Source organism: Saprospiraceae bacterium, from assembly GCA_016714025.1.
GTDB lineage: Bacteria > Bacteroidota > Bacteroidia > Chitinophagales > Saprospiraceae > Vicinibacter.
On sequence record JADJOB010000001.1, the window covers coordinates 376,876 to 391,816 of the forward strand.

Sequence of the window (14,941 nt, forward strand, 5' to 3'; positions counted from 1 at the left end):
ATATATTGAGAACGGGCATTTCTTAATGAATCTTAAATGTTTTGACTGTAACAGTCCAGCTTTTAGAGAGCTAATTCGGCTAACACATCTTTGCAGTTGCATGCGTTATACTGCTTGTGATTTAGCCCAAATTTATCGATTTATACGTTAAATTCTGGATGAATTCATATTTGTAGAACTACCTTTGACGAAATTTTAATAAAATCGTATGAAAAATATACTTGGTTTACTGTTCTTTCTTGTTTTAAGCAATAGCTTAGTAGCTCAGGACGGTGATCTCAACATGAAAATCATTGCCCATGTACCGGCTCCTAGCGGAGGCAGTGGCATTTGGCATTATGTCGATCGCAACGGGATTGAATATGCTGCCATCGGAACCCGTGATGCCTTAGAAATTTACAGTCTGGAAGATCCTTCAAAACCGATTCTGCGAGCCAGCGTAAAAGGAGTTAATACGATATGGAGAGAAGTGTATGCTTACCAAGATTACATCTATGCTGTTACAGATAATGCCTCCGATGGAGTGATTATTGTCAATATGAAAAATGCTCCGGGTACCATAACCAGTAAATTCTGGACCACTTCAATAACTGCAAACAATCAAACTGCAAATATTACAACTTGTCATACGGTATATGTTGATGACAAAGGAATTCTATGTTTGAATGGCTGTCGTCCCTGGCAGGGTGTTTTATTTTTTGATCTCAATCAAGATCCTGATAACCCTAAATTTTTAGGAGCTGAGACCACCCGTTATTGCCACGATATGTTTATGCGCAGAGATACTTTGTATTCATCAGAAATTTATGAAGGTCTGATGACTGCATATGATGTTAGGGATAAATCAAAACCAGTTGAAATCAATGGTGTAAAAACTCCTTTTGCTTTTACCCATAATAACTGGCCATCGGATGATAACCGCTATATGTTTACGACAGATGAGAAAGAAAATGCGTATGTAGCTGCTTATGATATTTCTGATATACATAATATAAAATTACTTGATCAGTGGCGTCCAAAAGATACGGAAGGTACCGGAGTCATTCCACACAATACCAGATACCTGGATGGTTATTTGATTACATCCTATTACACCGATGGAGTAAAAATTATCGATGCACACCGTCCTGAAAATTTAATTGAAGTTGGATCTGTTGACACCTATTCCGGAAATCTAACCGGGTTTCACGGTTGCTGGGGTGTGAGTCCGTTTTTACCAAGTAAAACCATCGTCGCATCGGATATTGAAGGAGGATTGTTTGTTATTAAACCTCAATACATACGGGCTTGCTATTTGGAAGGTATTGTTCGGGACAGTTTTACCGATGAAGTGATTTCAAATGTTGTAGTGCGTTTGATTACTCCGAGAAAAAACAATGAACAAACCAATCTAAAAGGAGAATACAAAACCGGCTATGCAAATGCAGGTAACTACATGGTTGAATTTTCTCACCCGGATTACAATTTACTTACTACTAGTGCTGTTTTGGAAAATGGTGTAGTAACGATTAAAAATGTCAAACTCGTTCCTAAAAATACCATCGTTCAAAAAATTATAGTAAAAGAAAAAGGCAGTTTAAATTTAATCGCTGATGCAAAAATTGTGTTGTTTAATGCCAATAAAACCATTCTTGCACAGACAGCAGCAGACGGTGTAGCCAATATTAAAATCTTTCAGGATAGTTTGAATTTTCAATTGGTTGTTGGAAAGTGGGGCTATTTACATCATGCAGAAGTTTTTAGTTCCTTAAGTCCAAAAGCAGAAATTGAAGTATTGTTAGACAAAGGATATCAGGATGATTTCATCTTAGAACAAAATTGGACCACAAAAACAACTGCATCTACCGGTGCCTGGGTTCGTGGCGAACCTGTTGGAACCATTAGTGGAATCGATCAGGCGCAAGCAGAATCAGATGTTGATACTGATTTAGGGGATGCTTGTTATGTTACAGGAAATGGAACAATCGATCCATCCGCTGCAGATGTAGATAATGGCGCTACTATTTTAACCAGCCCAACGATGGATTTAAGTAAATACAACGAACCCCTATTGAATTATTCGTATTGGTTTTATAATGGCGGTGGAAATAATGCCCCCAATGATAAAATCAAATTTTATATTTTATCTGGTACGGATACTTTAAGTATTGAAGATATAAACAGAAGCGAATCTGCATGGATTGCCAAAGAACGGTTTGCTATAAAATCTTTAACGAATAAATTAGCGGATGTTAAGTTTATGGTAAGCATTGCAGACGACAATCCAGGTCATTTAGTTGAAGGTGGATTGGATGCGTTTTTAGTTTTTGATGGAAATCCTGTAGCAAATTCTGATGTAAATACTGGCCTTCAGATTACTTTAAGTGCCACTGTATTTGAAAATCAAACCATCTTGATCAATCCAAATGCACAAACTTTAAATCTTAGCATCAGCAATTTGAAAGGACAAATCTTACTATCAACGAAAATTAAACACGAGTCACACATTCCAATTGGAAGTACTTTGGAGAAGGGAATTTATTTTGTACGTGTACAAAATGAATCCGGTGAAACTAAACTTTTCAAAGTGGTAAAAATTTAAATAAAATTAATTCCTTATAGTGAATTTAATTTGATGGCATAAATTAATATGGATGTTGAAGAACAAGCGGCATCCATATTAATTTACCATTCTAAAATGAAGTAATTCCAGCATTCAGTTTATTTGATCCATCCTTAGGATTCAATAAAAGATAATTTCCGATCCTTAGTTTCAGGCATTTAAATTAAGCTTTTTAATGTACGCTAAATTTAAAATGGTAAAAATTGGCGGCGCTATGTATTGTTGAGCCCACCGAAACTGAAACAAAATTTAATCCGTTAAGCTTTTTCTAAAATACCTGTTTCTTTTTCTAGTTCATTTATAAATTGATTCCTATTTAATCCAGCCAATTAGGAATCCTGCATGGATTGATCCAATGACTTTTAAATCTGTTGAGGGAAGCTTTTAAATACCAATGAATAAAATGAGTTTGTAACTTCCTTTTATAATTCCAATTTATCATTTGTTCTAAGATAATCTCTACTTATAAGAGTATGTACCAAGCACAGCAATGGTTGTTTCTTTGCGATTTTATATTATATAAATCAAGCTGCATTTGTTGTAAGTATTGAATACTTGTTACGCCCTTCTCAAATTTAATTTCGCCAAAGCAGCATTTATTGATTAAATTGGGTCATTGTTTAAAGGACAAAACTAAATCTATGAAACGAATAGATCTAAATTCCATCTTATTTCGGACTGGTCAAAATCTCTTGTTAGTTATCCTTAACGTCTTTATGGTCTATTCATCCCATTGCCAAAATTGTCCTAACATGTCCAGTTTTTGCGCAAATATCCCATTGACCTGTGGAGCCAATAACTTAAATAATTCAAGCTGTACCCTGGATGAGTCCAGCAATTACAGTGGGGATCGATGCAATGAACTTTGCACCGGAGCAGCTCAAAATCAGGTGCATTATGCCTTTGTCAGCAATGGGAGTAAAATTGACATTATACTTACCACGGCAAATTGTTCAGATATCTGGTATAACAATCCAGGCCTGGATATGGGTGTTAGTACTGCCTGCTGTGGAGGCACTTCCGTTTCTTGCAAACGATCACCAACACCCATTCCGCCCAGCTATCAATTGAAAATAACGATAGCAAGTCCAATACCCTGTAAAGTTTATTATATTGATATTGATGGATTAAATGGTACTGTTTGCGATTACACCATGAATGTTAGCGGAGGCTATGCGCCCCTGCCTTTGGTTTTAAAAAATATCAACAACGACGCAAACAATATTATTGACATGAGTTTGGGTGCATGCTCTCAGAAATTTACGGTCGAACCACGAGACGAACCCTGTGAAGGATATTATGAATGGACATTTGATGGCCAGCCCCTAAATGATTTTGATCGGGAAGTACGAATCGATTTTCCCAATGAGGGGGATTTTGTATTGTGTGTTCAGGGTTACATCGGTGTTCCTGATTATAATTGCGGTCAATCCAATCTCACATGTACCACGATCAAGGTAACAAAGGATCAATTTTATGGCAATACGCGCATACTTTGTAATGAACAAAGAGGCTTTAGGTGGCATCAGCAGAAGATTAACGCAAGTGGAGTTTATACTCAGGGGTTTAATACATCCTGCCATATTTTTGATAGCATTGTAGAATTTATATTACTTCCCAAACCAGAATCAGGCAAAATAAATTATGTCTCTTGCACAAGAAGCGATCCTTATTTCGACCCAATCCAAAATGTATTTTATAAGAATTGTACGGCTAATAAAAAAATACCCATTACAAAATCTACAGAAATTTACGCATGTGATAGTAGCTACATTCTAAACGTTGCCTATGTTGATCTGAAAACTAATTTTCATTTAAACTGCAAAAATGGAAATGTGTTTATGAGTCCTGAAATTATAAATTACACGGATACCTGCGGGGTTGGGATCGATATGAAATATAGTTATTCCTGGTTTGAAAAAATAAACAACATCACACAATTTCTTGGACAAGGTCCGGAATTAAAAATAGTAAAAAAAGGAACTTACCAATTGCTGGTTTTAGCTCAATATACATTTGGCACTGAGTCCGGTACCTGCAGTTTTGTATTTGATGAAGATATTGATGAGGATACTTATTTAAGTACACCTCATACCGGCAACTTATTGGGAAAAAATCAGGTTTGTAAAGGCGACGTTGAATGTTATTCGATTAAAGATATCGTTAAAGATCCATTTTCATTTAATTGGACTGTTGTGGAGGGCGACATCGTAAGTCCGAATCCAAATCAATCAGACAGTATCTGTGTCTTATGGCATAAGAACAGCAGTATGCCAAGTGGTAAAATCTGTGTTAGTTACTCAGATTCCTGTTCAAGTAGTTTACAGGCTTGCCTGGACATTGAATTTGGGCGGTCTAAAAAAATGATCGCTGGTCCTGACCAGGAAATAGGCGGGGTGCTTGGAACCAAACTAAATGCACAAGGAAAGAAAGGCCTCTGGACCTATGCGGGTGGACCCGGAACCGTTCATTTTACGGATCCTACGGATCCAAAATCAAGAGTGCGTGTTTCTCGTTTTGGAGCCTATACTTTAAAGTGGACTACATTTCAGGACGGTTGCGAAGTCTATGGATATCTTACAATTAATTTTTACATTGAATTTCCAGAATTGCAAGGCGAATACCTCCCGCCATTTAAAGGATATGGTTTATCGGGTCCAAACATTTCAGCGTTTGAATCTCAATACATCAATCGCCAACTCAATATTCAATTTGCTTCGGAGATTAAAAATGCAATTCACTATCAAATAATAAATATTCAGGGACAAGCTATTGATGCAGGAACCATTCCAACGGTTACCAATGAATCGTTGATCCAGCTAAACATCGATTTAAACCCGGGTATCTATTTTATCAATATGACATCAGGAAATCTGAGTCAAATATCAAAATTTGTAGTTTTTAAATAAACCCAGATAGGTTAAATACATATCAGCTGTTGTATTGAATCAAATTTTAGAATGCCGTTTATCCCAATTTAAAATTTCGGTCGAGATTTCTTTTTTCGTCCTTTTCTTTGATGGATTCGCGTTTGTCGTATGATTTTTTACCGGAGACCAAGACAATTTCAACTTTAATAATTCCCCGATCGGCTACATAGATTTTATAAGGAATGAGTGTTAATCCCTTTTCTGAAATCTTCCGTTCGATCTTACGGATTTCTTCTTTGTTTAATAAGAGTTTGCGATTTTGTTTGGGGTTGTAATCAGATTCTGCTCTCTGTTTATACGGATTGATATTTAAATTTTTAATCCACACCTCACCGTGTTCAACGATACAATAGGCATCGCTCATGTTGGCATTTCCTGCTTTAATTGACTTTACTTCGGGTCCGGATAATAGAATTCCAGCCTCGTAGGTTTGAATAAAATTATAGAGGTAACTGGCTTTTCGGTTTAGGATTTCAATGTCTTTCACTGGGTCGCGTAACGGCTGTAATCAAAAATCATTTTTTTATCTCCATTCTTATCTGAAATCGTTGCAGTCATGACATCAAAAGCTTCCTTTTTGTATTGGATTATTTGAGGAAAGTTATGTTGTTCATTCACAAATTTTAAAGTAATTACCGGATCCGGCACCCAGGTAAATAAAATAGGAAGGTTGTTGTTTTCTTTGATCGTTGCTTCATAAAACCAAGTCTTATTGTCTTTAGAAAAAATGCGCATCTTCTCTTTGATGGTTGCATATCCTGCATTCATATCATAACTCAATCCGCTGTATTCCATTTCTGAAATTTTAACCCATTTTTCATAGACTTCAATGTCTTTTTGTTTCCATTTACCAACAATCCAATCGACATCGATGGGTTTCTTATTGACCATTTTAGGTGCAGAGCCGCATGAACACAAGACGAATAAAACGAGACAACTGAGTAAGGATTTCATAATATGGATTTAATTTCTAAGCTAATTATATTTTTTCTAATACAAAGGAAGTCATTTTTGTGTATAAATGAATTCGTGCATTTTGACCTCCAATCCCATGATTTCTGTTTGGGTAAAAGTAGGTATCAAATTGTTTTTTGTTTTTAATCAACGCATTTGCCATTTCTGCAGTATTTTGAAAATGCACATTGTCATCTGCCATTCCATGTACCAACAAATAATTTCCTTTCAACCGATCGGCAAAGTTAACCGGAGAATTCTCATCATAACCTTTTGCATTGTCTTTTAATCGTTTCATATAACGCTCTGTATAAATGGAATCATACCATTTCCAATTGGTTACCGGCGCCACAGCAATCGCAGATTTAAAAACATCGTTTCCTTTTAAAATGCATAAGCTAGACATATAGCCACCGTAGCTCCAACCAAATATACCTATACGGCTTCCATCTACATAAGACAATTCGGATAAGTATTTTGCTGCATCAATCTGGTCTTCAGTTTCCAGTTTACCCAATTGCATGTAGGTAGATTTTTTAAATTCTTCACCACGACCTCCTGTTCCACGATTGTCCACAACGCAAATAATATAATCTTTTTGAGCAAGCATTTGCAACCAGTAATACTGTCCAAAACTATTCCATCGGTTCATGACTTCCTGACTTCCTGGACCTCCGTATAAAAACATAAATACCGGATACTTTTTCGCCGGATTAAAATCAACGGGTTTAATAAATAAAGCATTCAACATATCACCATGTCGATTGAATAAGCTGCTGATTTCTACATTGGACAATTTATAAGATTTCAACTTTTCGCTCAATGCTTCATTTGATTCCAATACCCGGATGATTTTGCCTTCCTGGTTGTTCAGGCTATAGACGGGTGGTTTGTTGATTTCTGAATGGGTCAAAATGATGTATTTTAATCCCGGACTGACCTGTGCGCTGTTGTAACCAGGATTAATGGCAATCGGAGTGATTTGTTTGGTTTCCAGATTCAATTTATAAATAGCACGATCGAGTCCTCTGTTTACTGATTTTTGAAACAACAAATTTTGTTGGGCTTCATCCATCCCATAAATTTCAGTCAATTCCTCATTGCCTTCTGTAAGTCCTTTGATCAAACGACCGGTAGCTTCGTATAAATAGATTTGATTATAACCTGATTGTTCGCTGGTCCAAATAAAATTACCATTGGTTAAGAATTGTAAATTATCATGTAAATCAATGTAATACTTGTTCTTTTCCTCCAGCAGAGTTCTGTATTTATTGGTTGAAACATTGTTTACGATCAACTTTAAATGGTTTTGGTCCCGATTCATCCATGTGATGCATAATTCATCTTGCGTTCCAGTCCATTTCATTCTGGGCAAATAGTCATCTTCCCGTTCGCCGATATCCAATTGGACGGATTTCTTCTTTTTCAGAGAATAATTCCAAACAGTTAGATTGGAATTTTCTTCACCGACCTTTGGATATTTAAAAGTATAGGGTTCAGGATAGGTCTCATTTTTATAATACTCTAAAGTAAATTCTTTAACATGACTTTCATCAAATCTCAAATAAGCAATATCTTCCCCATCCGGTGACCATTCAAAAGCTCTGGTCAGGGTGAATTCTTCTTCATATACCCAATCTGATGCGCCGTTGATGATAAAGTTTTTCTTACCATCCATTGTAATTTGTTTTACACTTCCGTGTTTTAGATCTTGAAAATACAAGTTGTTTTCAAACACAAAGGCTACTTTATCCCCTTTAGGATTAAAAGCAGGATACATAATCTTATTAGGAGAATAGATTCGCTGTAATTTTTCAGATTCCAAATCGTAGACATAATAAATTGCTCTGGATGAATATCGGTATATGCCTTCTGATTCTGTTTTTAATAAAAGCTTTGTTTCGTCCTCGCTGAATTCGAAGGATTCCAATTTATCTTTCAAGAGTCCATTTTCAATTTTACTAGCATCCAAAATAACTTTCTTTACATCATTGCTCAGTAAATAATACTGCGTGATGGTTGAGTTTTGCAAACGGACATAGCTTTGTCCATCATTCATGAACTTAAAACCAGGTATGCCCTTGGTCGAAAAACTACCTTTTTCATAAATATCCTCCAAGCTAATTTCTTTTAATTGCGCAGTAAGAAACTGAAAAACAAAGAGACTTAGGAGCACTAATACTTTTCGATGCATCATATTTTTCCTATTAATTTTAATAAGTAGGTTTTAAGAATAATTTTTGATTTTGTAAATGGAGGATAAAAAAATCGCAAGGAATTAATCAACTTTCCTTGTTTACTGATTCCTCGTTTATGTGAGAAGGTTTCAAATCCATAAAAACCGTGATTCGAACCATGACCACTTTGGTGATTTCCTCCAAAAGGTAAATTGAAATTGCAATAATTTAATAAGCAATTGTTGATGGTTACTCCACCGGAACGGATGGTATTTAAAATAAAATTTTGGTGTTGGGTATCATTCGAAAAAATGTACAAGGACAAGGGCCTGTCAATTTTTTGAATGTTATGGAGTTCATTTTCCAATGAATCATAGGCAATCAAAGGCAACACCGGACCAAAGAGTTCGGATTGCATGCTCGCATGATCCCAGTTTGTGTTTAGCAAAAGAATGGGTTTAATTTTCCGATCAGCAGCATTTAATTGGATGGGGTCTGTCAGCTGCGCGCCCTGATCTAAACTTTCGTTGACAATCTTTAAAATTCTTTGGTAATGTGCTTCGTTTACAATTCCACAATAATCCGGATTGAAAATTATCTTTTCTCCAAACATATTCTGAAGCGTTTCATTCCATTGGCTTACAAACTCTGTGACTAAATTTTTTGGAAGCAAGACATAATCAGGCGAAACACAAGTTTGGCCGGCATTGATACATTTTCCATAGACAATGTCGGGCATTATTTTCTTTAATGAAATGGTATTATCGAGAATCAGCGGATTTTTTCCACCAAGTTCCAAGGTCACACTGGTCAAATTTTCGGCTGCAGCTTTTAATATTTTTTTCGCGGTGTTTTGCGATCCGGTAAAGAAGATGTGATTGAAAGGTAATTGAACTAAAGCCTCCGCAATTTTAGAATCGCCCAGGATCACACAAACGTCGGTGGGTGCAAAGCTTTCCTGAATCAGCTGTTGTATCACGCTCGCTGCATTTGGAGCAAATTCAGAAGGTTTGAGTATAATTTTATTTCCAGCAGCCCAGGCGGCTATCAAAGGAATGATTGAAATATTTATCGGATAATTCCAGGGAGCCAAAATTAAAACCACTCCTTTAGGTTCATAACTAATGTAATGTGAACTTCCAATTAACTCGGTAGGCGTTTGAACTGATTTTGGACGCATCCATTTTTTTAATTCGCGTTTAGCAATACGCAATTCGAGTAAACAGGTTAAAAGCTCTGAGGTATGCGATTCAAAATCCGATTTATTAAAATCAAGTTGCATGGCTTTTGCAATCCGATCCTGATAGCGCAACAAATTTTGCTCGAGTTTATTTAAACCAGCCATGCGAAATTCATAGCCTGGAATAGGAGCTAATTGAAAACTTGCCTCCATTTGTTTAAAAATGGAATGCATTGAATTTAAATCAACTGAAGTATCAATTAGTTCGGGTACTTGCATGAGGAATCAAAGATACGAGAAGGCTGTGGCATTGTTAGGATCCCTTAAATGGGGAAATTGAATTAATGGGCTGCATCGGCTACCGCTTTGGCAACGCGATGTGCGATGGATTCGTCCAATGCAGGCGGAATGATTTGCTCCCGGCTCGGGTTTTCCACAGCGGAAGCAATAGCTTGTGCAGCGGCAAATTTCATAGCCAGGGTAATGCGTTTGGCTCGTGCGTGCAATGCACCTAAAAAGATGCCTGGAAAGGCCAGGACATTGTTTACCTGGTTGGGAAAATCGGATCGTCCGGTACAAACGATGAAGGCACCACCTGCCATGGCTTCATCCGGTAATATTTCCGGAATTGGATTCGCCAATGCTAAAATGAGCGGATCCTTTGCCATCGAACGGATGTGATTTCTATTTAAAAGATTTGCTTTACTTACTCCAACAAAAACATCCGCCCCAACGAGCGCATCCTCAACATTTCCCATCAAATTTCTTGGATTGGTATAGAGCAGCAATTCTTCTTTAATGTCGTTGACTCCCAATCGATTTTTATGTATGATTCCCATGGTATCGCACATGATAATCTCTTTGGCGATTTTTTGATTGCGGGCGTCGCGATCCTTTTTACCTAAATATCTTGCAATGGCAATGCCGGCTGCTCCGGCTCCATTGATCACTATTTTGAGGTCTTCCATTTTTCTTCCGGTCAACCTGCAAAAATTCATCAAGGCAGCCAAAACGACGATGGCTGTGCCATGTTGGTCGTCGTGAAATACGGGAATTCCAATATCCTGAAGTTTTTCTTCTACCTCAAAACAACGAGGTGAAGAAATGTCTTCCAGATTGATACCCCCAAAAACGGGTGCAATGTTTTTAACTATTGAAATGATTTCATCAGTTTTCTGAGTTGTCAAACAGATTGGGAAGCCATTGATGCCTGCAAACCGTTTGAAAAGCATGGCTTTCCCTTCCATAACCGGAATGGCTGCATGGGCGCCTATATTCCCTAAACCGAGAACTGCAGATCCATCAGAGACAATGGCAACGGTATTTCCTTTAATGGTATAATCATACACTTTGGAAGGGTCATTATGGATTTCTTCGCAGGGAGCTGCCACACCCGGTGAATACGCAAGCGACAGATCATCCTTTGAGCGGATGTCCAACTTGTTTTCAACGGTAATTTTCCCCTGCAATTCCTGGTGCAGTCGAATGGAACGTTCGAATATATCCATAGAGTTGTTAAGCCAGCAAAAATAATACCGAAACCGGATTTTAGTCCTGTTCGCTTAGAATAGTCTTAAATACCCATCAATTAGGGCTTGGAATTAACATTTCCAACCGACTCGGGTCTTAATTGGCGCCTTTTCCCTTTTTTTCCAACTGCATTGGATTGGAGGTTCCGCGTCGGCCTCCTCTGCGTGGTTCCCGCTTGGCTTTAAAGATTTCAAACCTGCTGGGTGTTTCTGCAACATTCCATTGGTTATTGGTTATATCGATGTCGGCAGTTTCTTTGAAAGGATCTAATTGTATGGATTTTACCACCTTGTTCCGAATGAAGGTTTTGACAATTTTATATTCGTTTTTTCTCCAGATCTGCACATCCAATCGTTCATCCTGATAGGTTCCATCTGTATAATTCCATCTTAAAATAATCGGCATTACCATACCCCCTTTATTTGAGAATTGCACTTCATATAAGTAGGTACTGTCTCCTCCTTTTTGTAATTCTTCCGGAGCCAATTGTGCCTGAATGCGAACGCGCTTTTTTTCTTCTGCCTGGTTGTAGTGGTAATAAAAATCGCGAAGGCTGGTATCCTGATCCACTAAAAATGACATTCCTGAAGTTCTGTTTATATATTTCGACAGTGATTCTGTAGGCTCATCTGCTTGCATGTAATAATTGAGCTGTGTCATTGGAACGGCTTCATTGGTTAGTTTGACATGAACCGAATCAATTGATAAATCAACCGGTTCGATATCGTAAAACCAGGCGCGCCAATACCAATCCAGATCGGTACCGGAAGCGTCTTCCATTGTTCTAAAAAAATCGGCCGGAGTTGGATGGTGAAAAGCCCAGCGACGTGCATATTCCTTAAAGGCGTAATCAAATAACTCACGACCCAAAATGGTTTCCCGTAAAATATTGAGTCCGGCTGCTGTTTTTGCATAAGCATTCGAACCAAATTGCACCAGGTTTTCACTGTTTGTCATGATGGGTTCCAGCTGATCTTTTGGCAAACGCATGTAATCTGCAATTCGCGAAGGATTGCCCCGGTCTGTTGGGTAATTGTTGTCAAATGCTTCCTGAGTAAGGGTTTGAACAAAAGTATTCAGTCCCTCATCCATCCAGGTCCATTGCCTTTCATCGCTGTTGATGATCATTGGAAAAAAATTATGACCTACTTCATGGATAATAACTCCGATCATTCCGTACTTGGTTCCTTCAGAATAAGTACCGTCTTTTTCAGCTCTTCCAAAATTAAAACAAATCATAGGATACTCCATTCCATTGGAAGCTTCTACAGAAATTGCAACCGGATAGGTATACGGAATTGTAAATTTGGAATAGGTTTTTATGGTATGTGCAACTGTTTTAGTTGAATAGCGTCTGTACAATGGATAGGCTTCTTTAGCATAATAACTCATGCACATGACTTTGTTGGATCCTACTTGAATTGGCATCGCATCCCAAACAAATTTTCTCGAACTGCCCCATGCAAAGTCTCTTACATTTTCTGCTTTATAAATCCAGGTTTTTGTTTTGCCTGATTTGTTTTTTTCAGCTTGTACGGCTTCTTCCAGGGTAACCACTTCAACCACATCGTTTGCTTGTTGAGCGGATTCCCAACGTCTATACTGCGCTGGACTTAAAACATCTTTATAATTTTGACATTGTCCGGTAGCTGCTATCACATGATCGGAAGGGACTGTCAGTTGAACCTTATAATTTCCAAATGCAAGCGCAAATTCTGCTCTTCCTGTAAATTGTTTGTTTTGCCATCCCTGAAAATCTGAATACACACACATTCTAGGGAACCATTGCGACATGGTAAACAAGTGGTTTCCATCTTCCGGAAAATACTCTAAACCTCCGCGTCCTCCCATTGTCATGCGATCTGGAATTTTATAATTCCATTGCACAAAGATTTTAAAAGACTTGCCGGGAAGGAGCGCTTTATTCAAATCTACCCGCATCATGGTGTGATTGATGGTATAGGCCAAAGGGCGGCCACTGCCTTCTTTCACAGATTCAATATTCACACCGTAGCCAGTTGTCATCGGTCTGCGGTCGAGATTATCTATATCATTTTGTGTGACGCGTTCATCGGTTTTGCTGTCATAGGATTCATAATTGTTGGGAGATTTTGGACTGTGTTCATTTTCATCAAGCTGTAACCAGAGGTAGTATAATTTATCTGGTGAATTATTATAATATGTAATCCATTCACTACCATATAATTTAGTATTCTCCTCGTCCAATCTGGCCTGGATGTCGTAGTCCGCCCGCATTTGCCAATACTCCGAGCCTGGAGCACCTGAAGCTGTCCGATATCCATTAGGATCCGGTAATATGATCCCTAATTGTTCGAATCGATTGCCGTGATTTGAAGTAGGATTGTTGCGGATATTTTGAGACTGAAGAATCTGAACATAAGCCAGCAGTCCAATTAAAAGAAAAAGTGTCCGTTTCATTTTATTCATATTATTAGATCCTTCCAAGGATAAGATAGATACTGACCAACAAAATTACGAAAGTTATCGTAGATAGAATTATTTTTTCAAATTGAATTGCAAAATGGTGGATAAAATAAGTAAAAGCCTGTACGACTACCAGGACTGCAATTTGTCCGATTTCCAATCCCAGATTAAAAGAAAACAGGGGAAAAAGCACCGATTCTTCTTTGCCCAGCATTGCCTTTAACAGAAACGAAAATCCCAATCCATGAATACAACCAAACAGCAAAGCGGTCCAATACCTGGCCTGAATGCTGGCCTGATTAATGGCCAACTCCCTGAAATTTATAAGGCAGGTTACAGCTATTGTTAAAGCAATTGCAATTTCTATCCATGAAGCTGGAATGGTCACCAAATCAAAAACGCTCAGTGCCAGTGTCAATGAATGTCCCAATGTAAACGCAGTGACCAGGATCAGGAGTTTTTTCCAATCGCTGAGTCTGAATAACAAACTCAGGCAGACAATGTAAAGAATGTGATCGTAAGCTTTTAGATCTAAAATATGTTGCAGTCCGGTTGAAAACCATAGCATGAATTCATTCATCTCCCTTAACTTTATTCCGCAAATGTAAATTTTTCTAATGTTGAACTTCCTAATTTTCTTAGTGCATAGCTTGAGTTTTACAAATTCTAATGTTCCATTGCATCCATTTTATCTCAGCGTCAGTGAGATCAAGTACAATTCAGAAAGCAAGCACCTGGAATTAAGTGTGAAAATTTTTATTGATGATTTTGAGAATACCCTTCACAAAGTTACCGGTCAATCGATCAATTTAACATTCCCAAAAGATCCTGGAGTCCGGGATCAACTGGTAGATGAATACATTCAAAAAAATTTAATTTTGACAATTAATGGAAAACCAATTGCCCTACAATTTCTTGGACTTGAAAAAGAAGAAGAAGCCGTTTGGTGTTATTTTGAATCCGATGCATGCGAATTACCCAGTACAGTTCAAATAAAAAATACCCTGCTCTATCAAGCCCTGGAAGGACAGATTAACATCATGCATGTTACAGTAGGCAATCAACGCAAATCATTGAAGGTAGATCAACCGGAATTTGAAGCAGCGTTTCAATTTTAAGGATT

At 37.7% G+C, this 14,941-nt stretch carries 10 protein-coding genes; 3 read left to right on the forward strand and 7 right to left on the reverse strand.

Features of this window, described 5'->3' with window-relative positions:
• Nucleotides 1-208 precede the first annotated feature (208 nt).
• Together IPJ80_01480 and IPJ80_01485 are read left to right on the forward strand one after the other, a co-directional pair.
• Complete coding sequence (locus IPJ80_01480; protein ID MBK7912152.1) at nucleotides 209-2,581, forward strand: choice-of-anchor B family protein; 2,373 nt, start codon at nucleotides 209-211, stop codon at nucleotides 2,579-2,581.
• Nucleotides 2,582-3,354: 773 nt separating this feature from the next.
• Nucleotides 3,355-5,511 (forward strand): T9SS type A sorting domain-containing protein, encoded by a 2,157-nt coding sequence (locus tag IPJ80_01485; protein ID MBK7912153.1) that lies wholly within the window; start codon nucleotides 3,355-3,357, stop codon nucleotides 5,509-5,511.
• A gap of 58 nt (nucleotides 5,512-5,569) precedes the next feature.
• On the opposite strand, the gene smpB is transcribed toward IPJ80_01485, so the two are convergent.
• The 7 genes from smpB to IPJ80_01520 form a co-directional block, all read right to left on the reverse strand.
• Complete coding sequence (smpB, locus tag IPJ80_01490) at nucleotides 5,570-6,019, reverse strand: SsrA-binding protein SmpB (GenBank protein ID MBK7912154.1); 450 nt, start codon at nucleotides 6,017-6,019, stop codon at nucleotides 5,570-5,572.
• Nucleotides 6,016-6,486 carry a hypothetical protein gene (locus IPJ80_01495; protein ID MBK7912155.1) on the reverse strand — a complete coding sequence of 157 codons (471 nt, stop codon included), beginning with the start codon at nucleotides 6,484-6,486 and terminating at the stop codon, nucleotides 6,016-6,018. The genes smpB and IPJ80_01495 overlap by 4 nt, the downstream gene beginning before the upstream one ends.
• 25 nt (nucleotides 6,487-6,511) lie before the next feature.
• Entirely contained in the window at nucleotides 6,512-8,680 is a 2,169-nt protein-coding gene (locus IPJ80_01500; protein ID MBK7912156.1) for a S9 family peptidase, read from the reverse strand.
• Nucleotides 8,680-10,077, reverse strand: a complete 1,398-nt coding sequence (locus IPJ80_01505) for an aldehyde dehydrogenase family protein (protein ID MBK7912157.1) — start codon at nucleotides 10,075-10,077, stop codon at nucleotides 8,680-8,682. The genes IPJ80_01500 and IPJ80_01505 overlap by 1 nt, the downstream gene beginning before the upstream one ends.
• 107 nt (nucleotides 10,078-10,184) lie before the next feature.
• Nucleotides 10,185-11,351 (reverse strand): NADP-dependent malic enzyme, encoded by a 1,167-nt coding sequence (locus IPJ80_01510; GenBank protein ID MBK7912158.1) that lies wholly within the window; start codon nucleotides 11,349-11,351, stop codon nucleotides 10,185-10,187.
• Between the two features lie 118 nt (nucleotides 11,352-11,469).
• Nucleotides 11,470-13,812, reverse strand: a complete 2,343-nt coding sequence (locus IPJ80_01515; protein ID MBK7912159.1) for a M1 family metallopeptidase — start codon at nucleotides 13,810-13,812, stop codon at nucleotides 11,470-11,472.
• Nucleotides 13,813-13,825: 13 nt separating this feature from the next.
• Nucleotides 13,826-14,398 carry a HupE/UreJ family protein gene (locus IPJ80_01520; protein MBK7912160.1) on the reverse strand — a complete coding sequence of 191 codons (573 nt, stop codon included), beginning with the start codon at nucleotides 14,396-14,398 and terminating at the stop codon, nucleotides 13,826-13,828.
• Nucleotides 14,399-14,435: 37 nt separating this feature from the next.
• Between IPJ80_01520 and IPJ80_01525 the strand changes: the two genes are divergently transcribed.
• A complete protein-coding gene (locus IPJ80_01525) occupies nucleotides 14,436-14,936 on the forward strand; it encodes a hypothetical protein (GenBank protein ID MBK7912161.1) in 501 nt (166 codons plus the stop codon).
• The last annotated feature ends 5 nt before the right edge of the window (nucleotides 14,937-14,941 follow it).